This window comes from Pseudoalteromonas luteoviolacea CPMOR-1 (assembly GCF_001625685.1).
GTDB lineage: Bacteria > Pseudomonadota > Gammaproteobacteria > Enterobacterales > Alteromonadaceae > Pseudoalteromonas > Pseudoalteromonas luteoviolacea_K.
Window position 1 is genome coordinate 51,235 of record NZ_AUYC01000035.1, and the last position, 25,871, is coordinate 77,105.

Consider the following 25,871-nt stretch of genomic DNA (forward strand, 5'->3'; position numbering starts at 1 on the left):
AAGAACAAACATGTTAGATCCAAAGTATTTAAGACAGGACATCGAAGAAGCTGCTGCGCGTTTAAAGAAACGTGGCTTTGAGCTAGATGTTGATGCAGTTAATGCGCTTGAAGAGCAGCGTAAAACGTTACAAACAAAAACACAAGAATTACAAAGCGAGCGTAACAGTCGCTCCAAAGCGATTGGTCAAGCTAAAGCAAAGGGTGAAGATGCTCAGCCATTGCTAGACGCAGTGGCTAACCTTGGAGACCAATTATCAGCGGCTAAAGCTGAACAAGATAAAATTTTAGCTCAATTGCAAGACCTTGCATCCACACTACCAAACTTGCCTGCTGAAGATGTTCCAGAAGGCGCTGATGAAGATGATAATGTTGAAGTGTCTAAATGGGGTGAGCCAAAGCAATATGACTTTGAAGTGAAAGATCATGTTGATTTAGGTGAAGCGCTAGATAAAGGCCTTGATTTTGAGACTGGTGTTAAGCTCAGTGGTTCGCGTTTTACTGTAATGCGTGGCGGTGTTGCTCGTATGCACCGGGCACTAGTTCAGTTTATGCTGGATACTCACACAGACAAAAATGGCTACACAGAAATGTATGTGCCGTACTTAGTGAACAAAGCAAGCTTATACGGCACTGGCCAGTTACCTAAATTTGCTGCGGATTTATTCCACACTGAAGTACTTGAAGAAGATCAAGCTGGATACAGCTTAATTCCAACAGCAGAAGTGCCTTTAACAAACTGTGCTCGCGATGAAATTTTCGATGAGAAAGAGCTGCCTATTAAGATGACAGCACACACTCCTTGTTTCCGCAGTGAAGCGGGCAGTTATGGTCGTGATACGCGCGGCCTTATCCGTCAGCACCAGTTTGACAAAGTAGAATTAGTTCAACTAGTGAAGCCAGAAGATTCAATGGCGGCGCTTGAAGAGCTTACTGGCAGCGCTGAGGGTATTCTTCAAGCACTAGAACTGCCTTACAGAAAAGTTGTGCTATGTACTGGTGATATGGGCTTCGGTGCAGCGAAAACATACGACTTAGAAGTATGGCTTCCAGCTCAAAACACGTATCGTGAGATTTCATCTTGTTCTAACATGCAAGACTTCCAAGCACGCCGTATGCAGGCGCGTTTCCGTCGCGCAGGCGAGAAAAAGCCTGAGCTACTTCATACATTGAATGGTTCTGGTCTTGCTGTTGGCCGTACACTTGTTGCAGTATTAGAAAATTATCAACAAGAAGATGGTTCTATTATCGTACCAGAGGTGCTTAAGCCATATATGGGCGGCTTAGAGGTTATTAAGTAATCGAGCCAAGTGATTGATATCAGGCCGCTATCTTGCGGCCTTTTTTATGACAAAATAATGAATGTTTTTTTACTTCAATTTTAGTGAATTTAATTTCATTTAGGTTTTAATGTGAATTAAAAAACTTTTCTCATTGCTTTTTGTGGTTTTTTTATGCAAATGAAAATTTCCAAAAAAAGTTCTTATCTATTCTATGTTGCATGTGCTTTCAAACTATGATTAATTGAGTATTAAGGTTTGGCCATTCCTTCTGAATAAGTCTTGCACGCTTTGTTTAAAAAGTGAGCTGGAACTTTATTGTTACCATTATTGCAAAATTTATATTTGATTCTATCCAAGATAGTTAAGCACGTTTTGCTTGCTCAGCGTCGCAACTCATTTTATTTTCTTCAAACTAAAAGAGGTTGTTGGTGCTTTTGAATGACATGCGAAAATGAGTTTGCAAATTACAGTTGCGTTAACTATTTATTAAATGTGGATGTCGGTAAGACGAAGCAATCAAAAAATTTGAAGGTGAGGAATTTACCTATGAAGAGACAGAAAAGAGACCGTTTAGAAAGAGCACACTCACAGGGATTTAAAGCAGGTTTAGCAGGGCGGTCTAAAGATTTATGTCCATATCAACAAATTGAGCACAGATCAGAATGGTTAGGCGGCTGGCGAGAGGCCATAGACAATCGCAACATGTTTAAAACATAAAACAGAACTAATAGAAACGAATTGAAAGAATAAAGCCCCGAAAGGGGCTTATTTGTGTCCAAATAGCAGCTTAAAATGCGCTGGTATCTTGGAAAAGGCCTACTTTAAGGTCTTTTGCTTCATAAATAACACGGCCGTCAACTTCTACTACACCGTCTGCAAGGCCCATGAACAGCTTACGTTTGATAACACGCTTCATGTCTACGCGATAAGTTACTTTTTTAGCCGTCGGTAAAATCTGACCTGTGAATTTAACTTCACCTACACCTAGCGCGCGACCAAGACCTGGACCACCAGACCAACCTAAGAAAAAGCCAACAATCTGCCACATCGCGTCCAAGCCTAGACAGCCAGGCATTACTGGGTCGCCTCTGAAATGACAGTCGAAGAACCAAAGATCTGGGTTGATGTCTAACTCAGCAATGATTTGACCTTTGCCATATTCGCCGCCATTGTCGTTGATTTCAACGATGCGATCCATCATCAACATGTTGTCGATTGGTAGGCGACAGTTGTTTTCACCAAACATTTTGCCTTCAGCACAAAGGATTAGTTCTTCTTTTGTATAGCTATTTTTAGGTTCCATAGTATTCAATCTTCATTTTTTAATTGCGGGTACTCTAGCGTACAGTTGTACGCTAAACAACTCTGAACAGTTAAATTTTTATCTCAACAATACGTCAGAAAGATTAAAATCAATTCTCTTTGTGAATTACGCGATTTTTAGTTGAAAAAACTTTATAATCAGTTTGTTTGTTAGTAATTTAATGGAAATTTATGATCCTTTTTGTAGATGCCTTGACGGTAATAGACTTTTCTTACTTGTGTGCTAAACGCGGAGCTGTTGGTGAAAGTTGGATTGTTGATATGACACTTCATGGTCAACTGAACGAAGAATCCATGGTTTTAGACTTTGCAAAAGTAAAAAAACAAATCAAATCGATTATTGATAATACAATAGATCATAAATTGGCCATTCCTTCAGCACTAAATTGCCAGCTTAAAAGCGATGAAGGCCGAATGTCTTTTGACTACGATTTCAATGGACATCATTTAGCAATGAGTGCCCCAGATGAAGCTGTTTGTATCGTTGAAGGTGGTAAAATTGATGAAGAGTCTGTCATTGCCTTTTTGAAGCAGCAAATTCTACCTAAGATGCCTGAGAATGTGAAAGACATCGACATTACGTTACGTGCAGAAGAGACGAGCAGTTTTTATTATCATTACAGCCATGGCTTAAAAAAGCATGATGGGAATTGCCAACGTATCATACATGGTCACCGCTCATTAATTGGTATCTTTTTTGATGGTGTGAGTATGCCGAGAATGCAAAAAGAGTGGTCTCAGAAGTGGGAAGATATCTATCTTGGTACACAAGAAGACTTAATTGAGCATGCTCAGTTAAAGTACATCTCAGCAAAAGATGGTGACTATTCATTTGCTTATGAGTCCTCTCAAGGCTACTTTGAAATGTGTATTAGCCAAGCACGTTGCGATATTTTGCCATGTGATACGACGGTTGAGTGCATCGCAGAATATTTAGCGAATGAAATTAAAAAAGAAAACCCAGACAAAGAAGTTAAAGTAAGAGCTTACGAAGGGGTGGGTAAAGGAGCAATTGCGTATGCATAAACTGCTGCTAGCGCTGAGTGCATGTTTTGCATTAAGTGCTCAAGCAATTGAGTTGAAAGGGCACTTAACTCAAGGTGGTATGGTTACAGGCCAGCTTGAAGGAATAAAATCTGTTTCTTTTAATGGTAAAAAGCTAGATATCACACCTGCTGGTCAGTTTGTGTTTGGGTTTGGTCGTGATGCAAAGTCTGAACACTCGCTCACTTGGGTAGATAAAAACGACAAAAGACATACCAAAAGCTTTTTAATTACGAGTCGAGACTACGACATTGACCGTATCACTGGCGTTGCTAAAAAGTATGTATCGCCGCCCAAAGAAGTACTCCAGCGCATTCGTAATGATTCGGCGAAAGTGGGAGCAGCGAGGGCAAAAAGCAGCAAATTAGAGTTTTTTGATATGCCTGTTTATCGGCCTGCGAAAGGTCGAATTTCTGGGGTTTATGGTAGCCAGAGATATTTCAACGGCGAGCCTAGACGGCCACATTTCGGTTTAGATATCGCGAATAAAACTGGAACACCTATTTGGGCACCGCTATCTGGTAAAGTTGTCCTAGCTGAGAGTGATTTGTATTACAGTGGCGGCACGCTTATTTTGGATCACGGGTATGGAATAACCTCGACATACATCCATATGAGCAAGTTGCATGTCAAAGTAGGGGATATGGTTTCAACCGGTGATGTAATCGGTGATATTGGGGCAACTGGTAGAGTAACAGGGCCGCATTTAGATTGGCGTTTCAATTGGTTTGGTGAAAGGCTGGACCCTGAATTACTTATGATTGATAAACTAGCAAACAAAAGCAGTAAATAATGACAGAACAACATAAAGACGCAACCATCGCGAAACGTATTGAAGAATCAACAACTTCAGTAACTAAAACGGTTTTCCCTGGCAGAACGAACCACCACAATACTTTATTCGGTGGTGATGCGTTAGCTTGGATGGATGAAGTTGCATTCATTGCGGCAACGCGTTTTTGCCGCAAACCATTGGTGACAATTTCGTCAGATCGTGTGGATTTTAAAGAAGCGATCCCAGCTGGTACTTTTGCTGAGTTGGTTGCCAAGGTTGTCCATGTTGGTAATACAAGCTTAAAAGTAGAAGTACAAATCTTTTTAGAAACAATGCATAAAGATGATAAGCATTTGGCTATTTCGGGTAACTTTACATTCGTTGCCGTTGATGACAATCACAGGCCGACGCCTGTTGTCTGTGATAAAATGCTTAATGGCTTTTAATTAAAATTTATGAGTAGGGGATTTCCCCCTACTATTTTTCCCCCTCGCTGAAGGCTTTTTTCACTCTCTTCATTTTAGTCTTTACTGTTGCAGACAGTAAGCGAAACAAATACATGTTTATTTTTCACTTTGGTTTCAGCGCCTAATCATGGCCATGTCACGAGATAGTCGCACAGAGTATGACATTTTGAGTATGTATTTATTACAGGTAGAAATACCTTATATGAGCTTTATTAATGAGTAGTGATTTTGAATGTCTCGTGGGTATTTTCTTTAACATGTTAAAATTCATACACTTTTTACGATGCTTTTAGTTTGGTTTTTTAATTCATTGAGTTTAAAAAACTCGGTTAATTGAGCATTCTAGCTAAATTCATACGGTATCCTGCCCACGTCACAAAAACTTAATATGTGGATTTTTCATATAAATTCTGATATTTGCAATCGCATCCCTGATTTTCATTTTTAGTGAATGCACTCATCTACAGATCGTGATCTACACTTGTTGTTGGCTTTAACATAACAGTAAGGAGCTTGTCATGATTACGATACACAGAGAATATTGCTTGTCAGGGGAAAAAGGTTTACATGCCCATATTGAGGTCTTTCCTACAGGTCAGCTTGATGTAGATATTGTTGAGCTGCACGAGCACCATTCAACCCAATTCGATAATATAAAGTATGAGCATACCGGTGCGGATATTATTATTACTGGTATTGAGGGATCAACAAGCTGGCAAGTGGTTTTGAAAGAGCGGGATGCCAGAGAATTATCTCACCTTATTTCTGATGCCAATGAAGAGTATGAAATACTGATGCGAGATCTAGGTTAATCTTCTAAGCTTAATCACGTTAATTTATCTGCGACTAGATACTGTGATGGGTCATGTTAAAGTGGAATGCTTGGATCTAGTCGTATTATTTGACTGTACAAAAAGAGAAGTAGCTGATTGTGATAGGCATGCCGCTTCAAAGAGCGAGAATGTGGCTGGGTAATCAGTACATGTTACTAACTACTTGGATACAAGGTGTTTTATTAAAATCAGGGTGATGAGTCAATATAGCTAAGTGAAAAATATTCAATAACATTTTTATCTTATCTAGTCCTAACAACTCTTGGAATGTTCCAAAATGTGCAGTAATTTTCTTACATTCGGTATATAATTTCTTTTTTTGAAATAAAAGTCCACGTAGTTTCCATATGCAGGCAAAGGCTTAAGTAGGTGTTTTGGGTTGTAGTGTATGCCTAGTTCTGTATTCTTTTTAATTTTGATCATTGGTACTTTACACCATTGGATTGGCTATAAGCTGATACTGAGTGAGAAGGCGTTAAGACGCCTAGAACCAAAGCGATTGTTTGGGCGGGTTTGTACGAAAACTGTGCTTACTAATATGTGGCACTTTTCGACGGCGTGTTGGTTTGGTTTTGCCGCTATTATATTTATGTTCACAGCATTCGAAAACCCGTCAAAAGAAATAACGTTGTTTGTGACTTTGAGCGTATTTTCTTTCAGCGGTTGGTTATGTTCTTGTTCTAAGGATCATAAGTTGATCTATTGGGGAGTATTTTTAGTGATAGCTTCAATAAGCTTTATCGTGGCCAAACATTAATTAGATCTCAACTTCTCTTAACTAGATAGAAGCTGAGATCTAAATTCTGTTTTTCAGTGATTTAGTATGTAAGGTTCATACATCACTCTACTTAATTAGTAGAAATAACGGATCCCGTTCCACAATGGAGTTTTACCCCCATCTAAACCGACAAATCTTACTTTACCTTCGCTAGTCGATGCTGGGATTGTATATTCGATGGTTTTACTTGCTTCGCCATATGCGCCGATATTTACAACATCCACTTTGACATCGTTTAAGTAAATTTCAACGATCTCGGTATTGCTCACTTCAATCCCTAATGTTCTACCTGACGTGCTTAAATCAGTTTCTCTCAACTGTAAAAAACGAACTGTGGAGCGATTAGGCGCTTCACTTAGTAAGTCTCTTGCGATGGTTTCGAAGTTACCTAAGCTGCTATCTTTAATGCTTTCTAGAGTTTGCGGAACATGTTTGTCTGCAACACAACCGAAATCTTCGATAATGGCATTTTTATTGTGGCCATGACGAACCATCTGTCTCCAAGACACTGTCATTTCTTGATCATGTGGCAAAGCTTTAAAGTAAGGAGCCCCAATATAGCGATTAAACACAGAGTGCCTTACTACGTTTGCACCGCCAGCACCGGTTCGCTTGTGCTCGCCATATACTTTTGCAACACCATTATCTTGTATTGAACATGTGAATACATCGCCTGAAGAGTAGGTTCTTGCGTCTGACCATATGCCAACTGGTTTGTAATATGATTGTCCGAATTCATTGTTTTGAGCGACAGTAATGTAGCTAGTTGTATCTGTGTAACGCGCATTTGTGCCATTCACATCAGCAAGTACTTTTTGCCAATGTGGACCGAATGTACTAAAAATAGTTTTGTGCAAAATATCGTAGTTAAGCTGGGTATTGAGAAACTTCAACTTTGTTGGTATTACAGGCTTAGCAGAAAATAATTGAACCAGTCGGTCTGAATACGTGATCAGACCACCAGGGTTATTTCTTACATCGAATACTAATGCATCGGTTTGAGCTAATTCATCGGTTAAAAGTTCACTGAGCTGTTTTAGCGCATCGTCTATTTCATTAACAACTCTAAAACGAGCTAATTTGATATAACCCACTTGTTGTCCGTCTACTTCACGGATTGCCCATGATACTTGTGGATCTGTAGTTGGATTCGTTACGAAAGGTGAGCCTGAATCAGTATCCAATTCTGATTTAATGAGTTGATGTTGAGCGGCTTCTATATTAGTGCTTTCTTCAAATAAGTGTGCAACATTTGCATTACTTGCGCTGTTTGTAGCTGAAGCTGTAGCTGGTAATCTGGTTATCCAAGGAATAGTGGTGGTGTATGTCTCACCGGTTACATGAGATAAGAACTCGATAGTGACATCGTTACTTTTTGGCACAAGAGAAACAGCATGGCCTTTACGGGTGATCGTGGTCAGCGCTCTGATGAATCCTGCGTCTTCGTTAGAACCATAGCCTACGTATAAGTTATCTTCTACAACCTGATGGATTGGTTTGCCATTATAAGAAATAACTTTGTCGCCAACTTCAGGCAGTCTGCTGTCTGTGACATAAGGAAGCAGGTTTTCGAATAAATTAGAGACGCGTACTTCAGAGTGACCTAAGACATCGAGTGTTTTGTCAAATTCAAAAGGTAAATATGACGCATAGCTTCGGACTGGCTGTGGATGAAGGTATACTAGGTGTAAGTCACGCTGTGCTTTAAATATTTTTGTAAGGCGAGCGTGTAACTGGTCTGTATTTAAAGTATCAAGCTCGTCAATGACTTTATAAATCTCAGAGACTGCATTTACGTGTCCTGTTGGAGAAATACCATAATAAATATCTTTGGCATACTGATGCACATAAAGGTCTTCCAAGAAGATCCTTGCTTGCTCAACAACAAGTTGTTTCTCTTGTTGTGTATATTCAGGAGATTTGATTTGATCTCTTACTTCAGATAGAAGTGCATAGTTGTTTGCAAACACTGAAGAGCTTAAAGCGAGAGCTAGTGTACTAGCCAAAATTGACCTTTTCATTAAAATATCCTTAATTTACTTTTAGTCACATATACAAACGTTAAATTATCAAATAAATAACGTTTGGTTATTTTTTTTAATTTTTTAATTGGTTGGCAAAGGTTTCTGGCGCGTTTTTACTGGATGGATGAAAATAACAGCTGGAATATGTTAATAATTAGAGGTTTTTCGCTGTGTATACAGAGTTATGGTGCATTTCGTATTAGACGTGATTAATTTGTCTATAGAGTTACGGTTTAAAGGCGAGGCCGTTGCAATAATAAACAGATATAAGTGATATTAGCCAGTACGAAATTTGTTCGTGCTGGCTTAAAAGTTATACGATTTTAAATGTGCCTTTCATAATTGCGAAGTGACCCGGGAAAGAACAAAAAAAGTTATAGTCTTTATTCTTGCTCATCCCCTTAGTTGAGAAAGTAATTGTTGTTGATTCACCACCACCAATCACGGGCGTGAATGCAAACACTCTAGCGTCATCAGGTTTTACATAGCTATTTTTCACGCCAGCTCTCATGCCGTCAGAAGCAACCGCTTTTACATTTTTCTTCTCTGTTAATACCCAGTTATGGCCCATCACAGTTGCAGGCAGTTTACCAGTATGTACCAGCGTTAATTTAACGTCTTTACATTTTTCTGGCACAGACAATGATTTGGCCGAAAATTGCATCATATCGTTTGATTCAATTGTTAGTTCGCAGTCGTTGGCTGAAGCTTGGAAAGCTGAAATGCAGAGCGCGGCAACGGCTAGTTTTTTAATGATTTTCATTGATGTTACTCCTTAATGGAAATTATTCTCATTATCTTAGAAAGTGGATGATGAGTAAATCCTAATTGTATAAATTACTTATATTTAGTTTGATCTTGGTTATTTATTTACTGATTGAGGGGTTCTTTTAATTAATTGCTTTATTCGAAAGCTAATCGCCTAATTTGCTCTCATGTTTGACCTAAGCGCTTTAATCAAACGTGTAACACTGTGACGCTTATTGTGTAAAAAAAAATTACCGCCATTGTTATTTTTTTTTAACTTTTCTGTTTGTATTAAATGCTCGTAGCATTTTTTAAGTTTCATTTAATTTTTTAAGGTTAAAAAGTGGTCAATTGCATATTTGTATTTATTGCTTTTTCACTTTTAATGAAATAAATATGAATTTTTGTAAATAAAAGGTTGAAAGCTGGGTTTTCATTGTGTAGGGTGTTTGCAAACAAGGTACACATTGCTTAGGCAACAGGAATCCACCGCATTGGATGCGGATAAAAATAATAATTAGGAAACAACATGAAAAAGACATTTAAATTAACATCGGTTGCGTTTGCAGTAGCAGCGCTTTCTGCAACGGTTGCTCAAGCACAAGAAACAAAACAGTACATCTTAAAGCAAAGTGATCTAAGTATCTTTGCACCAGAGACAAGCCGTTTTGCTAGAGCAAATATTGCAGAGAGTTTTCACGCTGAACCTGCAGCAGAGGTATTATCTGCAGATACAGATGGTACGGTTGTAACAATGGAGCTAACGCCGGAGCAAGTTGCGAAACTTAAAGCGTCTGGCCAATACGCGTACATTGAAGAAGATTTTGAGTATGTACCTTTTACACAAGACTTTGTAGGTGAAGCATCGCCTTATGGTCTGGCAGAAGTACAGGCAAATCTTCTACAAGATACAAATGCTGATTTATTTAAAGTGTGTGTTATTGATTCTGGTTATGACTTAGGTCATCCAGATTTACCACAAAATGCGACCGGTTTCACTGACCTCCCTGGCGGTTTAAATTGGTATCAGGACGGCTCTGGTCACGGTACACACGTTGCAGGCACAATCGTTGCAATTGATAATGGCTTTGGTGTAGTTGGTGTGTTACCGAATGATAAGGTCGGTATTCACAATGTTCGTGTTTTCGATAATGACGGTAAGCAAGGTTTAACATCACGTATTGCTCGTGGAGTTGATAATTGTGTTGAAAACGGCGCTAAAATCATCAACATGAGTTTAGGTGGTGGTAGTCCAAGCCAGTACTTCCAAGATCGTTTACAAGCAGCTTATGACAAAGGCGTATTAATCATTGCTGCAGCGGGTAATGATGGCAACGCAACGATGAGCTATCCGGCGAGCTACGACACAGTTATGTCAGTGGCAAATGTTGATGAAAACAGAGTAAAAAATCCATCGTCACAATATAATGCTCAAGTTGAAATCGCCGCACCAGGTACTGATGTACTTTCAACTGTACCAAGAAGCTCAGGGATCCTTGCAGGCATTACGGTTGGTACTAATTTTGTCAAAGCAGGTGGCATGACTCACTCTGTAGAAGGCACAGTGAGCGCTGAACTTGTTGATTGTGGTCAAGGCTTAACGGCGTGTGCTGCGACCCAAAGTATCTGTTTAATCGAGCGTGGTGGAGCATCGTTTAAAGTAAAAGCGGAAAATTGTGAAGCGGGTGGTGGTGTTGCAGCAATCATTTATAACAATGCTTCTGGTGAGTTTGGTGGCACGTTAGGTGATGCAAATCATGGCTTAACAATTCCAGTACTGTCATTGTCTCAAGAAGCTGGTACAGCATTGAAAACTTCAGTGGGTAGTACAGTAGAAGTAGAACTAAATGCAGTGCTTGATTATGGTCTTAAGACTGGTACTTCTATGGCAAGCCCGCATGTTGCAGGTGTTGCCGCATTGGTTTGGAGTCAGCACCCAAGTTGTACCAACGTCGATATTCGTAATGCGCTTAATGCGACTGCCATTGATTTGGGCACAGCGGGTCGTGATGACGAATATGGCTACGGTTTAGTTCAAGCGAAAGCTGCTTCAGACTACCTTACTGCAAATGGGTGTGGTGGTGCTGTAGATAACCAAGCACCTGTCGCAGATTTTACATTTAGCTGTAGCGCATTAGCATGTGATTTCAATGCAAGTTCAAGCCGTGATGCTGATGGTCAAATCGTAAGCTACGACTGGAATATTGGTGGTTTCAACACGACTGGTGCAACTGTTTCTCATGCGTTTGCAAATGCGGGTGCTTACCAAGTTTCTGTGACGGTAACTGATGATGCTGGTGCAACGCACAGTGTAACTAAGTCTGTAACAGTGACTGATGGTGCTAACAACACAGGGTGTACTGGTTTAACTGAGTGGAGTGCAACGAAGACTTATGTTGCAGGTGCTGAAGTGTCTTACCAAGGCAGCAAGTATCGTAGCAACTGGTGGAACAGAGACGCAAATCCAGCTCAAAACTCAAATGTTGGTAATGACTGGAAAGTGTGGACTGACCTAGGTGCGTGTAACTAATTCCTTAAAAACCTTGAGATTAAAGGTGCAAGGCGACAGGTAATGTCGCCTTTTTTAATGCTTGTAAAAATAAGTTCAGTCATCTTCATGATTGATATTATGGCTTCGTTTTAATTCTTCAATAATTGCGTTAGCAAGAGGAGAGGCCGAATTGTTTTTTGCGGTGATCAATGAAACCGGAATGGTATATGCATATTTTTTCGGTAATATGGCTTTTAAAATGCCTTTATCAACCCAGTAGCTGGCGTAATGCTCGGGTAAGTAACCAATAAATGCGCCAGATAAAATTAAATGTGCAATCCCCTCATCATGATAAGCAATGGCAGTGTTCATATAGTTCAAACCATCATTTCTTACCTCTTTATCTCGCATGTAGTTACTTGAGACAACTTCTGCACTTTTGAGCAGTTTATTGACCTGTGAAGGCTTGCAGTCAAATAAAGAATGATCTTTGGCACAATACAGAAAGTTTTTTTCATCATAAAGGGGAATATACTCTAGGCCTCGCAAATGATGTCGGCTAACGCCTAAACCCACGAGAGATCGCCCGTTAATCACAGAGGTTTCAACCTCTTTTGCTTCACATACATTGATATCAAATTGAATATTGTCGCTTTGTGTTTTGAGTGACGCGATGGCATTTGCGATTCCACAGCGGGGATCGCTTGCCATGGTATCAATTACCGCAATGGTTACCCGCCCAGATAGTTCATTTTTAGAACTGGCAACCGTCGTTGCAAATGCCTCACATTGCTGTAAAAGCTCAAGAGAAGCTTGGTATGTAATGCGGCCCGGCTCTGTGAGTTCAAAACCGCCTCGGCCGCGTTTGCACAGTTTTATCCCAAGCCTTACTTCTAAGTCCGACAAGTGCGAACTAATCGTAGAGCGGCCAATGTTTAAGCGAGATTCTGCGGCGGATAGGCCTCCAGATTCGACTATGGCCACAAAAATCCTCAATAGGCGTAGGTCAACATCATGAACTTGCACATTTTTTCTCCTAAAAGTAGCGAACTAACCGGCTAAAAAGTGGTTGGAATCCAGAACTGAGCTTATTTTAATGGAAAGTTTGCCGAGGTAACACCATTAAGTTTGATAAAATCGGAATGAATTACGATTATCTATAATTTATAAAACATCATTACAGCGTTAAAATTGCGCCATCAAGCACATAGTTGCTTAGGAAAAGCATATATTTAGGAGAATAAGATGACGTTTAGATATGGTGTAGATCGTCTGAACCTTGATATTGTAAACGGCATAGCCGATGGCAGTATTAAAGCAGAGCTTTGTCAGGAAGCATTAGATAAAATTAACAAAAGCCGTCAGCGAGTCGACAAGATGGCTGCGTCTGATAAAGCAGTGTATGGTATCAATACTGGTTTTGGTCCACTGTGCGACACGCAAGTTTCCCCTGAAGAGACCAAACTTCTGCAAAAGAACCTACTAATAACGCATGCCGTGGGTGTAGGTAACCCAATTGCGAAGCCAATCTCAAAGCTAATGCTTATCACTAAAGTACACGCACTTAGCCAAGGCTTTTCAGGCATTCGCCTTGAAGTGGTTGAGCGTATGCTTAAGTTTATTGAACTAGACATTATCCCAGTTGTGCCAGAGCAAGGCTCTGTAGGCGCATCAGGTGACCTTGCGCCGCTTTCTCACTTATTCTTACCTTTATTAGGTGAAGGCGAGTTCTGGGTAGGCGATGAGATCCAGCCAGCAGCTAAAGTACTCACAGATAACAATTTAGAAGCCATGGACCTTGATTCAAAAGAAGGGCTTGCGCTTATCAATGGTACGCAATTCATCTTATCTCATGCCATTACTGGTTTGACTAAAATGCGTTACTTATTAGACCTTGCTGATGTAGCCGGTGCGATGAGTATTGAAGGCATGCAGGGCAGTGAGCAGCCATTCCGTGAAGAGCTACATGCTATCCGTGCATTTGAAGGTAACATTGCAGTTGCAAAACGCATGCGCCGTTTATTCAAAGATTCACAGAATATGGCTGATCACGAAGAGTGTGATCGCGTTCAAGACCCATATTCACTTAGATGTATCCCGCAGGTGCACGGCGCATCGCGCAACGCATTTAACCACTTAAAAGAGCTTGCTGAGACAGAAATGAACTCAGTGACAGACAACCCAATTGTTATTAGTGAAGAAGAAGCCATCTCTGGTGGTAGCTTCCACGGCCAGCCTTTAGCAATGGTACTTGACTACGCGTCAATTGCAGCCGCTGAGCTTGGTAACATCTCTGATCGTCGTTGTTATTTATTACTTGAAGGCTTACACGGACTGCCTCGACTGCTCACCACATCAGGGGGTCTAAACTCAGGTATGATGATCCCTCAGTATACGACTGCGGCCTTGGTAACAGAAAATAAATCTCTGTGCTTCCCACCGTCTGCGGATAGTGTACCGACATCGATGGGTCAAGAAGACCACGTATCAATGGGCAGTATTTCAGGTCGTAAGTTCAACCAAATCTTGGGTAATCTTGAAAAGATTTTTGCAATTGAGTTGATGTATGCAGCGCAAGCGGTTGATTTTAGACGTCCGAATACATGTTCAGATATTATTGAACAGAATCATGCCTTGATCCGTACAAAGGTCGCGAAACTTGAAGAAGACAGACTGCTTAAGCCAGACATCGATGCCATGGTTGAGTTTGTTAAGTCACAAGCATTTACGGTTACAGTGAACTAAGGAAATCCGATATGAATTTTCAAGAACAAATAAAGCAGGGTATCCCTAGCGAATTGCCTGAAGCAAAGCCATATCCGGCAGGGGCAAACCGTGCGCCAAAGCGTAAAGATATTTTAAGCCCAGAAGAAAAGCAGCTAGCTGTAAGAAACGCACTGCGTTACTTCCCAAAAGCGTGGCATAAAGAACTTGCAGCTGAATTTGCGCAAGAATTAAAAGATTTTGGTCGTATTTATATGTACCGTTTTAAGCCTAATTATGAGCTTAAGGCGCGTTCGATTTCAGACTATCCAGCTAAATGCGAGCAAGCTGCGGCAATCATGTTGATGATTGACAATAACTTAGATCCGGCAGTTGCACAGCATCCAGAGGAGCTTATCACTTATGGTGGTAACGGTGCAGTATTCCAAAACTGGGCACAATATCTACTTGCAATGAAGTACCTGAGTGAAATGGAAGAAGACCAAACACTTCATATGTACTCAGGCCACCCGATGGGATTATTCCCGTCATCAAAAGATGCGCCACGCGTTGTCGTAACCAACGGTATGATGATCCCGAACTACTCTCAGCCAGATGATTGGGAAAAGTTCAATGCACTTGGTGTAACACAGTACGGCCAGATGACAGCAGGGTCTTTCATGTACATTGGTCCTCAGGGCATTGTACATGGTACAACCATCACAGTAATGAACGCTTTCCGTAAAGTACTTGAAAAGGGCGATAGTCCAAAAGGTAAGATCTTCTTAACCGCAGGTCTTGGCGGCATGAGCGGCGCGCAACCTAAAGCAGGTAATATCGCTAACTGTATTACTGTATGTGCAGAGGTAAACCCCAAAGCTGCGATTAAACGTCACGAGCAAGGTTGGGTGGATGAATTAGTCGACAATATGTCTGATTTGGTTGCACGTGTTAAAAAGGCACAAGCAGGCGAAGAGGTCGTATCTATTGCATTCATCGGTAACATCGTTGATGTGTGGGAGTCATTCCTTGCAGAAGATATTTTTGTCCACCTTGGTTCTGACCAAACATCCCTTCATAACCCGTGGTCAGGCGGCTACTACCCAGTTGGGATCAGTTACGAAGAGTCAAACCGCTTAATTCGTGAAGAGCCAGAGGTATTCAAAGAAAAAGTACAAGCGACACTTAAGCGCCACGCAGACGCTGTCAATAAGCATACAGCCAAAGGTACTTACTTCTTCGATTACGGTAACGCGTTCTTGCTTGAGTCTTCACGCGCTGGTGGTGATGTGATGGCTGCAAACGGTATTGACTTTAAATATCCGTCTTATGTTCAGGATATTTTAGGTCCAATGTGTTTTGACTATGGTTTTGGTCCATTCCGTTGGGTGTGTACATCAGGTAAACCTGAAGATTTAGACAAGACTGACGCAATTGCTGCAAAAGTGCTCGAAGAGATCATGGCTGAATCCCCAGAAGAAATCCAGCAGCAGATGCAAGATAACATTACTTGGATCAAAGACGCAAAAGAAAACAAGCTGGTTGTTGGTTCACAAGCTCGTATTCTTTACGCGGATGCAGAAGGCCGTATCAAGATTGCCAAAGCATTTAATGACGCTATTGAACGTGGTGAAATTGGTCCAGTTGTACTTGGTCGTGATCACCATGATGTATCTGGTACTGATTCGCCATTCCGTGAAACGTCTAACATTTATGATGGCAGCCGTTTTACAGCTGATATGGCGATCCACAATGTTATCGGTGATGGTTTCCGTGGCGCTACTTGGGTATCAATTCACAATGGCGGCGGTGTTGGCTGGGGTGAAGTTATCAATGGTGGCTTTGGTATGTTGTTAGATGGGTCAAGCGATGCTGAACGTCGACTAGAATCTATGCTGCTATTTGATGTCAACAATGGTATTGCACGTCGTAGCTGGGCACGTAACGAAGAAGCTAATTTTGCAATTAAACGTGAAATGGCCAGAACGCCGAAATTGAAAGTCACACTTTCGAACAACGTGGATGATGATATTTTAGATAATTTATCTCTATAACCGCATTTTAATATAGAGCTTAAGGCAATCTTAAGCTCTATTTTTTGCTCAAAAATTCCCCACCTAGACAAAATATACATTTCTATATCCTCAGCTACATCTTCTTCGATAACTTAGGCAGTTGCGAAAGCTCACTTATTGCTCAATTAAATCTCATCATTAAGTACTTAAACAAAAAATATTCTAGTGAGTTTTATCTAATAATAACGTACTGGTTTTGTAACGAAATGAGAAAACTTATTCCCATTTTATGCTGGTGTGTTAAATCCGCTCAAAATAAAGACATTATTTAATTAGTAAATTCAAAAAAATGGCATAATAACGAAATATAAATCCATGATTTTGATCAAAAAAGTATAAAATTTCACATTAATAAGGTTTTTAAGGATTAAAAAACCTGATATCGTGTCTGTGTTGAATGTAACTAACCAAAGGAAATTATTATGTTACTTAAACTAAGCAAAAAGAAAGTGAAAAACCTAAGCGCATCTAAAAAGTCATTAAATGGTCAGCAAACACCTCAAATAGGTGGTGGTAATGGTTTAGATACTTTAGGATGCCTGCCGACTGTTAAGTGCCCGGTTTCTTGGCAGTGTTATTCAGACGACTGCTAATGAAAAAACAAGCATAGCTTGTGTTTTAATATATCCTTAACCCTTGTCGTAGGTCTTAATTGACCTACTTTCAGACCTTAAAAAATATATCTCTTCAGAACATTAAAAATAGAAAACGAGTGTATACTCATCTATAGCCTTTTCCATACTACTCTCAAATTTGGTACTAAGTTAATGGCGCATGCCATTCAATTTAGCGATATGAGAGTGTTGAAGTAAAGTGTTTAAAATAGCCAATAAAATAAAGGAATGATTATGTCACAAAGTCAGATTAAAAATGTGGTGTTTGACATAGGGAATGTGATTGTGCGCTGGTCGCCACAGGAAATAATTAACCTGACATTCCCAGAATTAGACTCGTACGAACAATTGGCCCAGTCAGTGTTTGGTTCAGAAATTTGGTTAGACATTAATAAAGGCATTATCACTGAGCATGAGACACAATGTAGGTACCAACAAGAGCTTGGATTCAGTACACAAGATACTGAGCGACTTTTTTACTATATAAAACAAACGCAAATTCTACTATATCAATCTACAAAACTGATCCAGCGGGTCAAACAAGCTGGTTATGGTGTCTATGCGTTGACAGATAATGTCCATGAAACAGTTGAATTTTTGAAAACTACCTATGATTTCTGGGATTTATTTGATGGTGCTATCGTATCGGCTGAGCTGGGTACATTAAAGCCGCAACCTGAGATATATCATGCATTAATGGCGCGGTATGGGTTAATTGCACAAGAAACGGTATTCTTAGATGACATGCCTCACAATGTTGCTGGTGCAAAAGCGGTTGGCATGGCAGCAATTCAATTTGAAAGTGCACAGCAAGGTGAAATTGCACTTAAGTCCTTAGGTTTAGAATTTTAATTTAGATAAACGTTTAATTTTGTTTTAAGTGTTGTATAAGCATATGAGATGTGATTAAGGGATTGCATGATAATCAGAAAAATTGAAGACATGGATTGGGATTATATATTGGACATTCAGGAAAAATCTTACCAAGAGGTTGGCACCGAGGACTTAGCGGTATTAAAAAGTAAAAATGACGCCTCACCAGATTCGTGCTTTGTATGTGTATCAAACGATGGAGAAATATTTGGGTATGTGTTAGCTCATCCATGGTGTGGTGTTGCTCCTCCAAAATTATTTGAGTCTTTACCTTATATCGAAAATTGTGACCACTTGTATCTTCATGATATGGCCATAAGCCCCTATTCAAAAGGAAAGGGAGTGGGTCGGGCGTTAGCCTCAAAATTGATAGACGTGGCTAAAAATAAAGGCATGACTAAAATAAGCTTGGTAGCGGTGCAAGGCTCGGAAACCTTTTGGACCAGAGTTGGATTCAAAGAAGTAAAAGGTGTTGAAGTGTGCTCAAGTTATGGTGAACAAGCAATATTGATGGAAAAAGCATACATCACGAAATAAGGCGCAGTGACTGATGGTCACAAACGCCTTTTGTGTCATACTTTTGCTTTTATTTTCAAAGCCGCTCAAGAGTCAACACTAAGGGTTATACTCCGTTGATGGGCATGTATAATTGCTATCCACTGTATGATTTTCTGTAGCGTTACTGATTAAGTCACAATTGCCTGCTGTATCACAGCCCCTAACGCGGTATCTGTATAGACCATCTAATTGTTTAGAGAAGCTATAACTACCACTTTCTTGTACTTGTGCCACAGCGATCCATAAACTACTTTGATTTGGCAATCTTTGGTTGTTTATATTTTGTTCTAAAATATACTCATAATTGTCTAAAGAGTTTGATGTTGTCCAATTCAAGCTATAGTTTGTAGTATGATTACCTGGGGTAAGCGTTAGTGAGATAGATGCTGGTGGAATGTAGCTTATTTGGTTTGACCAGCTTGACCAATCACTACAATGAGTGTTTGTACAGGCTTTGACGCTATATGAGCGATTAACAATAGCCTCTTGTATGTCAGACCATGTTGTTGTGCCTCCGTAGTACAAATGTCCAACTTCGTGCCAATTAATCCCACCGTTATCACTAAAGCGAACTTTGTAATAACTCGCATGTGATACTTCAGCCCAGGAAAGTGACACTGAGCTGACGCTAGTAGAAGCCGTGGCTGACGTTGGTGCTGGTATAAATGTAACTGCTGATGAGCTAGGTGACCAATCGCTACATGCTTGGGCAATACAAGCTTTTATAGCGTAAATACGGTTGACGATAGACTCATTTAAATTTGACCAAGTAACTGAGCTGCCACTGAGAGAGGTAGCTGAGCTGTGCCATGTCGCACCATTGTTATCGGAATAACGCAATTGATAGCTGGTGGCATTAGCCACTGTGCTCCAAGCTAGAGTGATTGAATTACCTGAGACTGACGCAGAAGCCGATGAAGGCCTTGGTACATAAGAGATAACATTTGAAGCATTTGACCAGCTAGAACAACTCACTTGGTTGCAAGCTTTGGTGCTATAAGAACGATTCAAAATGGCACTGTTTATATTTTGCCAAGTTTTTGAGGTGCTGGAGTACGATGAGGCTGTCTCAAACCAAGAGCTTCCACCGTTATCACTGAACCTGAGTTTATAATAGGTTGCGCCTGATACAGTTCCCCAAGAAACAGAAACTGAGTTACCACTGGTTGATGCTAAAGTATAGGATGGTGGGCTGAGTGTGGCATCTGGGTATGTGATAGACCCTGAAGCGCTAGACCACCCACCACAACCTGAGTTATTGCATGCACGCATACTGTAGGAGCGACGGTTAATCGTGCCTGTCACGTTGTGCCAAGTTTTAGAGTTACCATAATATATACCACCGGATACAACCCAGCTGCCACCGCCATCTTGAAACCTTAATCTATAGTAGTTAGCATTAGGAACTGCCCCCCAAGACAGGGAGATTGATGTGCCATTAACAGAAGCTGAAGTATAAGCCGGCGTTCCTAAACTCGCGTGTGAATAATAACTGGATAACACTAATAAACTGTAAAGATAAAACTTAACTATATTATATTTAAACATTTTTCCATTTCCTTGATCGGTATAAAGATATATTTATTTTTATTTATATAAATTTAACTTTATTTTCTATCGGTGGTGGATTGAATAACTTTCCATCCTGTATGTCCTCAAAAATATAATCTGAAGTATTCATTTGTATATATTGTGGATTGGTTGAGTTTTCTAAATTCGGTTTAAATATAATGGAGGTGTTATTATCGATTGGGAGAGATTGACCATCTTCTTGGCATGAACCACTTAAATTGATGGCGGATGCACAGTCTTCGTAGCCATTTTTAAATGTTGTACTTAAGTGAAGGGTGGTATTATGAAGTTCAAAATTTTGCACGCAAGTATTATAGCCGCTGTGAGTTAAAGCAACATGCCAGTGGCCACCAGTAATCGTCACTCGTTTAGTTCTAGCACTTAAAATTCTACCGTACATAGTACAATCTATTAATTTGAGGTGATTTATCCAAGCATTTCTTGGATCTCCAGTATTTTGATGGGAGATAATATCACTGGTTTCTTCGCTAAACTTACATTTATTAAAAGTGATAGTACCAAAAAAGTCTTTGTTTACATCATTGCCGCCAGATTGTGAACTCATACCAAAGGTGCCATTAATATGGCAGTTAATAAACTCTAATTGGTCAACCTTATGATCACTGTGAGACCAGCAATTAATGTCTCTATTTAACTTGCCAAACCCGCTTACATTTGCTCCGTGTGCTGTTCCAAGCTTGTATGCACAATCACCTTTTTTAATAACCTGCTTTGAAACGATTCGAGGAGAAAGCTCACAGTTTTCAAAGGTTGTATTAATCGCACTAGTGATTAATATGTTGCCTTTATAGGGCGCTAGGTACATTGGGTGACCATCTTTGTCATAACCCGTTCTAACAATCGACATAGGCCAGAGATCTAAATGTAATGTAGTGGTTAAGTCATGGTTGCTGGTACCGTTTAAGCATTTTTCCCATTTTTCATCATTTGGTCCAAATGCACGAAATACCGAGTTGTAAATTTTAATGTCTTTGGCAACTTCAATGTGCAGCGGTGTATCGCATTGTGTGGCTTGAATACGGTTAAAGGTGATCCCCTCAACACGACGGCCTGCCAACTCGTTAGATATTACTAAACCGATATTGCAATTGAGTATGAAGACATCTGATATTTCTGTAGGCTTTGCTGCTGTGTCTTTATTCCCTCTTATGTAAAATGCCCACAAGCAGCAGTTAATAAATGATACTCTTTTAATATCATTACCGGAGCAAAAAACAGTGTTAAATTGGTGACTTGAATCTTCACTTGCACCAAGCTCGCCATAAAGCCAGCCATGAAACCCTCCGTTTATTCTTATATCATAAAATTTTGAGTTCTTAACCGCCCTTGTAATAAAGGGAGTAGGGGGAAAATATCGGGTGACGCCATTGTCGCTCAAAATACCTTTTTGGCGCTCTGGGACTTTACGTGTTGAGAAAGTGATATTCTCAACACGTATATCAGTTAACGCAACGGGTTGTGAGTTGGCAATAACATCCGGACAGATATACATTGCGCATTCGTGCTGTCGGTTTTTATTTACAGGTCTTTCAAGGTATATTTCACTGTCAGGCCCTTCACCGCGCAGTTTAAAGCCACTTTTATTTACGATGAGTGTATCGGTAATGATGTGTCTTCTATTTTCTAATACCAGAGTCTTATTTTGCGCAATTGCATCATTGATAGCATTTTGAATTGCGATGGTTTCATCACTTCCTTGTACGTGAGGGTTGTCTATTCTAATTATTTCTTCAGCAGTAATTGTACTATTGCTGAATACCATACTGGTAGATGATATAGTTGTTAGCCCAATTGTGCCTAAGCAAGACTTCTTTATAAAAGTACGCCTGTCAACCTCAGTTCTTTTTAAATGGCAGGTTGGTGTTTCTTTATTTTTCACTCTATATTTTCCTTAAGTTATATTTATATAATCCAATTTTTATAATGCTAATAAAGGTGCATTTTTATATTGGTCTGTTTGATTAAACCTAGGTAGTAATGCTCAATTACTGCACTAATCAGTTGGGGTGATTTGGATGCGGACATAAGTAGCGAGATTTACATTATTAATCAGGCTATTTTATCTTTGCATTCATCAATGAGTTCACTTTCGCAGACATCTACCACATCAAGCTCTTTAGAATTTATTGTTGGGTTTAAGAGCAAAAATAGCGACTCGTATCTCAAGCTGATTGTCTTTCTAGTATGTTTTTTAATCGTAACTCAATGTGAATAAAAGTTAAACAGATTGTTTTTTAAATGGTGGGTAATGAGTTTTCTATCTCATGTGTGAATATCGAATGCATCCATTTCAAATGGATACTCATCTTCAGATTTTTGATGGATGAAAAGTGGCAGTTTCAATATCATGGTGGTAGGGTGGTTGACCTTATTGAGGAAAAAATACATTGATTAGTGTGATTGACTTATAACAGATTGTATACAGTGAAATTGATCCCAAGCTTTGCTGTGAATTCATCGGTACAAAACGCACATATTCTACAATGAATTTTGTTATCTTTGTCACTCGTTGCAATATTTACTATTTAGTTAGCGCAACGAAGTATTGTTCTAGTGGGTGGATAGGTCTCCCTACTTATGCAATCTAAAAGCTTGGTTATAATGGGTTAAAAGGTATTCTCTTATTCTACTTAGTAAAATATATTGACTATGGATATTGCAGATTTTCGAAGTGTGTGTTTTATAAAAAATTGATTATCAACAAATTGTCTATTAGTCAAAGAGTAGGTTGATTGCATCCATTGTGATAATTTTTAGTGGAGTATTATTTGAGTAAACAGGTTTATAAAGTTTCATGAAAGTACTGGACAGTCGCGAACCAATTGCAGTGCAGTTTGTACTTGGTACAGCCATTATTTTTGTGTTCTCATTGTGGGGAGTTGGCTTTCAATTTATCAAAGGAGAGGCGTTAAAAACACTTGAATATAACTTTGACGCTTGGCAAAGCAATGCACCATTTAGTTATACCTATCAAGTAGAAAGTGGATGCATGCTTACCTTTTCATCTCGCGTTTTGGTTGTTGATGGCGTGGCATTTTTTGAACATAGTAGTGGGCATACTTTTGAGATAACGATTGAAAAAATGTTTAAAAAAGCAGAAAAGGCGATAACTCAAGCTGCAAGTATAAAATTAGATTATCACCCGGTATATTTATTCCCAACAGATATAGATGTTGATTGGAATAAAGATATTGACGACGATGAGTGCTTCTATCGTATTATAAATTTTGAGGTTATCGAATAAATAAATAATTTATTCTTGCGATCGGGCTTTGTAAATTTTAGTTAAGTACTGATATAGGTTGTACAAAACGCTATCGACATTGGGCGATAACTAATCGCATTACAATTATCTTGATTATCTTGATTAGCTTGAATTTCAATATTTAAACGTCTGATAAAGCCTCATATTTAAGGAAATGGCAGTGGTTCTATGAAATATTTTAGAAAATTAGTTGAGCACTATATTCCTGTCAATGATGATGAGTGGGCAAAGGTGTGTGGAATATTTGATATAAAGTATATTAAAAAAGGCACAACGGTTCATCATGCAGGCGAAGTGTTTAATGAAATATGGTTTATTAAAAGTGGTCTAGCCCGGTCATATCTGAGTGATTTGAACGGCAAAGATCATACATGGCAACTTTATTTTCGTGGAAAAAGTAAGCATGGATTAAACCATTTTATGGATGATAGTGTGAGCTTTTATGAAAAAGCCGGGTCTATGCTGAGTTTTGAAGTTATCGAAGATTCTATTTTTTATGTTACGTCTCTGGATGCACTTGATAAGTTTATCTCTCAAGATGAAAAGTGGGGGCTGTTAGCGAGAATTTGGATACATAACACTTATTACTCTGCAACATACAAACGTGTGCTTTCACTCATGTCAGAAAGCGCAGCTCAAAGGTATGAGCGTTTACTTGACGAGTACCCTTACATATTTAAGCAAGTAAAGTCATATCATATTGCTTCTTACCTCGGAATTGCCCCCCAGACTCTAAGTAAATTAAAAAATGAATCTAGGTGAATGAATTCTGGTATTTCGTTATCTACCATGTGTTTTTTTATGGAGATTAACAATGAATGCTTTTCAAAAATCAAACACACAACGTGAACAATGTCATAGGTTATACATCAGCAACCGCTTGAATGTCGTTAGCCCCACTGAAATTTATGAAATATCAGCAAGGGGCACATCATGCTAGAACTTACGCAGATTGGTGCACAGCTCATCTTTATAGGAATAGTCTTGTTTCTTGCAGGTTTAATACAGGGAGCATTGATACCTAAAGTCAAAAATTCGCGGATGGCACTTTCAGGCCATTTGACTGCTGTGCAATGCGCCATGGCTTTAGCGATCCTAGGCGTGATGTGGTCATTGGTTGAGCTACCTGCATTGGTAGCCAAATTTGCAGCTTATGGATGTGCATTTGGTTTCGTATTTATTTGGCTTGGTATAACGGTTGCATCTGTGACAGGTGCAAGCAAGGCGCTTCCAATTGCTGGCGCTGGATACTCGGCAAACGTAACGAGCGAGTTGACGGTTAAGATTATGGTTAGATTTGGGTCATTGCTGTCACTTATTGCCTGTACTTTGTTGGTGTTTGGTTTGGTGCCTATCTTTTTGCAGTCATTATAGCAGAACAGCTTCCAACTCTTGGGCCCAGGTACTAGTGCATAAGTAATTCCTCAAGGGTCGTCGTAGTGAGGTTCAATAGGAACGGTTCAGATTTACGACTACAAGTATGTATTACTTTTTGGTTGTGTATTTTGTGTTTTCTTGAGCTTGTAGTGCTACGGAACTTAATGCTCAGCGCGCGGTCTGAACCAATATTCTTAAACTCAGTGATGATTTTAATTGGCTTGAAATAAAGGCAAACAGCTGTTCAAAAGTGTCTGCGTTGTAAAGCTCATAAGTTGTTTATTTGAAGGTGATGTGAGTTAGAAAGGGAAGTTGTATGAAAATGTTCAAATTTACAGTTGTAATTTTATTGTTCACCTCCACTTGTACTATTTTCTTTTATAATAAAGCAGCGTTGGCATGTGAAGTTGTAGCGCTCACTGGTTTCGAACAAATTCAATCAGACATTTTTGTCGATGACTCTTTAAATAAAGCTGAGAGAACACAGCTTTTGACCTTGATACAAAAAGCCAATAGCAGAGTTGATGAGGCGTTTGGTAAAATGAGTGTCTCACCTAGATATATCGTATCTAAAAGCGCTAAATATAGGTCGTTAGGTTTTAATCCAACTGGCATGGCACGTAGCGCATTATCAAAGGAATGTGTTTTTATTGGCCCTAAAGGAATTAATATAGATGTAATTGCACATGAGACCGCGCATGCAGAAGTATTTCACAGAGCGAGCTTCTTGACAAAACATTTTAAATTGAAGCCATGGCTGCTTGAGGGATCAGGCACATATGTGGACTTCAGATCCCCTTTACTTCTAGAGAATATAAATATTGATAACGCTGAAGTAGCAAAAGTGATGGGGTTATCAGATTTTTCATCTTCAGATATTCGCGCTTATCAGGCGTCAAGAGTTGCATTCGAGCGCGTCAACCCAAAAAAGCTTTATGAGGGCATTCATAGGTTAAATTCAGGAGAAAGCTTTGACGCTGTGTTCGGCCAGTAAAGCAAGTAGATAAAACTCAAATTAAAGTGCCTAACCGAGTTTTAAAGCGCCTAGG

Annotated in this window: 22 protein-coding genes; 16 read left to right on the top strand and 6 right to left on the bottom strand. The window is 39.6% G+C overall.

From position 1 onward, the window contains the following. The first annotated feature begins 10 nt into the window (after positions 1 to 10). Together serS and rmf are read left to right on the top strand one after the other, a co-directional pair. Positions 11 to 1,300 carry a serine--tRNA ligase gene (gene serS / locus N473_RS14885; RefSeq protein WP_063368600.1) on the top strand — a complete coding sequence of 430 codons (1,290 nt, stop codon included), beginning with the start codon at positions 11 to 13 and terminating at the stop codon, positions 1,298 to 1,300. A gap of 528 nt (positions 1,301 to 1,828) precedes the next feature. Beyond that, complete coding sequence (gene rmf, locus N473_RS14890) at positions 1,829 to 1,999, top strand: ribosome modulation factor (protein ID WP_023398857.1); 171 nt, start codon at positions 1,829 to 1,831, stop codon at positions 1,997 to 1,999. Positions 2,000 to 2,069: 70 nt separating this feature from the next. Here rmf and fabA read toward each other — a convergent pair whose 3' ends face one another. After that, complete coding sequence (gene fabA / locus N473_RS14895; RefSeq protein WP_036975796.1) at positions 2,070 to 2,585, bottom strand: bifunctional 3-hydroxydecanoyl-ACP dehydratase/trans-2-decenoyl-ACP isomerase; 516 nt, start codon at positions 2,583 to 2,585, stop codon at positions 2,070 to 2,072. Between the two features lie 191 nt (positions 2,586 to 2,776). Between fabA and N473_RS14900 the strand changes: the two genes are divergently transcribed. From N473_RS14900 to N473_RS14915, 4 genes are all read left to right on the top strand, one after another. Beyond that, the gene (locus tag N473_RS14900) at positions 2,777 to 3,631 is read left to right on the top strand and encodes a 6-carboxytetrahydropterin synthase (protein ID WP_063368601.1); all 855 of its coding nucleotides are present in this window, start codon (positions 2,777 to 2,779) and stop codon (positions 3,629 to 3,631) included. Then, positions 3,624 to 4,442 (top strand): M23 family metallopeptidase, encoded by an 819-nt coding sequence (locus tag N473_RS14905; RefSeq protein ID WP_063368602.1) that lies wholly within the window; start codon positions 3,624 to 3,626, stop codon positions 4,440 to 4,442. Before N473_RS14900 ends, N473_RS14905 begins: the two co-directional genes overlap by 8 nt. After that, positions 4,442 to 4,870 carry an acyl-CoA thioesterase gene (locus N473_RS14910; RefSeq protein WP_039610004.1) on the top strand — a complete coding sequence of 143 codons (429 nt, stop codon included), beginning with the start codon at positions 4,442 to 4,444 and terminating at the stop codon, positions 4,868 to 4,870. Before N473_RS14905 ends, N473_RS14910 begins: the two co-directional genes overlap by 1 nt. A gap of 539 nt (positions 4,871 to 5,409) precedes the next feature. Beyond that, positions 5,410 to 5,703: a hypothetical protein gene (locus N473_RS14915; protein WP_063368603.1), complete on the top strand. Its 294-nt coding sequence runs from the start codon at positions 5,410 to 5,412 to the stop codon at positions 5,701 to 5,703. An 873-nt stretch (positions 5,704 to 6,576) separates the two neighbouring features. Here the strand turns inward: N473_RS14915 and N473_RS14925 are convergent. Together N473_RS14925 and azu are read right to left on the bottom strand one after the other, a co-directional pair. Beyond that, complete coding sequence (locus tag N473_RS14925) at positions 6,577 to 8,523, bottom strand: S41 family peptidase (RefSeq protein WP_063368604.1); 1,947 nt, start codon at positions 8,521 to 8,523, stop codon at positions 6,577 to 6,579. 316 nt (positions 8,524 to 8,839) lie between these two features. Continuing rightward, positions 8,840 to 9,289 carry an azurin gene (gene azu, locus N473_RS14930; protein WP_063368605.1) on the bottom strand — a complete coding sequence of 150 codons (450 nt, stop codon included), beginning with the start codon at positions 9,287 to 9,289 and terminating at the stop codon, positions 8,840 to 8,842. 513 nt (positions 9,290 to 9,802) lie between these two features. Between azu and N473_RS26915 the strand changes: the two genes are divergently transcribed. Beyond that, positions 9,803 to 11,803, top strand: coding sequence for a S8 family serine peptidase (locus tag N473_RS26915; RefSeq protein WP_063368606.1), 2,001 nt, complete (start codon positions 9,803 to 9,805; stop codon positions 11,801 to 11,803). Positions 11,804 to 11,878: 75 nt separating this feature from the next. Here the strand turns inward: N473_RS26915 and N473_RS14940 are convergent, their stop codons facing one another. Further along, on the bottom strand, positions 11,879 to 12,790 hold the full coding sequence (locus N473_RS14940; protein WP_063368607.1) for a LysR family transcriptional regulator: 912 nt from the start codon (positions 12,788 to 12,790) through the stop codon (positions 11,879 to 11,881). Between the two features lie 219 nt (positions 12,791 to 13,009). Between N473_RS14940 and hutH the strand changes: the two genes are divergently transcribed. The 5 genes from hutH to N473_RS14960 all read left to right on the top strand — a co-directional run bounded on the left by hutH (position 13,010) and on the right by N473_RS14960 (position 18,566). Then, the gene (gene hutH, locus N473_RS14945) at positions 13,010 to 14,509 is read left to right on the top strand and encodes a histidine ammonia-lyase (RefSeq protein WP_063368608.1); all 1,500 of its coding nucleotides are present in this window, start codon (positions 13,010 to 13,012) and stop codon (positions 14,507 to 14,509) included. 11 nt (positions 14,510 to 14,520) lie between these two features. Then, positions 14,521 to 16,521, top strand: coding sequence for a urocanate hydratase (locus N473_RS14950; RefSeq protein ID WP_063368609.1), 2,001 nt, complete (start codon positions 14,521 to 14,523; stop codon positions 16,519 to 16,521). Between the two features lie 443 nt (positions 16,522 to 16,964). Then, complete coding sequence (locus N473_RS26270) at positions 16,965 to 17,135, top strand: hypothetical protein (RefSeq protein ID WP_155735623.1); 171 nt, start codon at positions 16,965 to 16,967, stop codon at positions 17,133 to 17,135. Positions 17,136 to 17,390: 255 nt separating this feature from the next. After that, complete coding sequence (locus tag N473_RS14955) at positions 17,391 to 18,008, top strand: HAD family hydrolase (RefSeq protein ID WP_063368610.1); 618 nt, start codon at positions 17,391 to 17,393, stop codon at positions 18,006 to 18,008. Positions 18,009 to 18,074: 66 nt separating this feature from the next. After that, positions 18,075 to 18,566 carry a GNAT family N-acetyltransferase gene (locus N473_RS14960; RefSeq protein WP_063368611.1) on the top strand — a complete coding sequence of 164 codons (492 nt, stop codon included), beginning with the start codon at positions 18,075 to 18,077 and terminating at the stop codon, positions 18,564 to 18,566. A gap of 78 nt (positions 18,567 to 18,644) precedes the next feature. Here the strand turns inward: N473_RS14960 and N473_RS14965 are convergent, their stop codons facing one another. Continuing rightward, on the bottom strand, positions 18,645 to 20,135 hold the full coding sequence (locus N473_RS14965) for a hypothetical protein (RefSeq protein ID WP_063368612.1): 1,491 nt from the start codon (positions 20,133 to 20,135) through the stop codon (positions 18,645 to 18,647). A gap of 43 nt (positions 20,136 to 20,178) precedes the next feature. Continuing rightward, positions 20,179 to 22,059: a hypothetical protein gene (locus tag N473_RS14970; protein ID WP_063368613.1), complete on the bottom strand. Its 1,881-nt coding sequence runs from the start codon at positions 22,057 to 22,059 to the stop codon at positions 20,179 to 20,181. A gap of 915 nt (positions 22,060 to 22,974) precedes the next feature. Between N473_RS14970 and N473_RS14975 the strand changes: the two genes are divergently transcribed. The 4 genes from N473_RS14975 to N473_RS14990 all read left to right on the top strand — a co-directional run bounded on the left by N473_RS14975 (position 22,975) and on the right by N473_RS14990 (position 25,816). After that, complete coding sequence (locus tag N473_RS14975) at positions 22,975 to 23,424, top strand: DUF6174 domain-containing protein (RefSeq protein ID WP_063368614.1); 450 nt, start codon at positions 22,975 to 22,977, stop codon at positions 23,422 to 23,424. Positions 23,425 to 23,613: 189 nt separating this feature from the next. Beyond that, positions 23,614 to 24,207, top strand: a complete 594-nt coding sequence (locus N473_RS14980) for a Crp/Fnr family transcriptional regulator (protein ID WP_063368615.1) — start codon at positions 23,614 to 23,616, stop codon at positions 24,205 to 24,207. A 171-nt stretch (positions 24,208 to 24,378) separates the two neighbouring features. Continuing rightward, the gene (locus tag N473_RS14985) at positions 24,379 to 24,819 is read left to right on the top strand and encodes a hypothetical protein (protein ID WP_063368616.1); all 441 of its coding nucleotides are present in this window, start codon (positions 24,379 to 24,381) and stop codon (positions 24,817 to 24,819) included. 319 nt (positions 24,820 to 25,138) lie between these two features. Then, the gene (locus tag N473_RS14990) at positions 25,139 to 25,816 is read left to right on the top strand and encodes a hypothetical protein (RefSeq protein WP_063368617.1); all 678 of its coding nucleotides are present in this window, start codon (positions 25,139 to 25,141) and stop codon (positions 25,814 to 25,816) included. Positions 25,817 to 25,871: the final 55 nt, after the last annotated feature.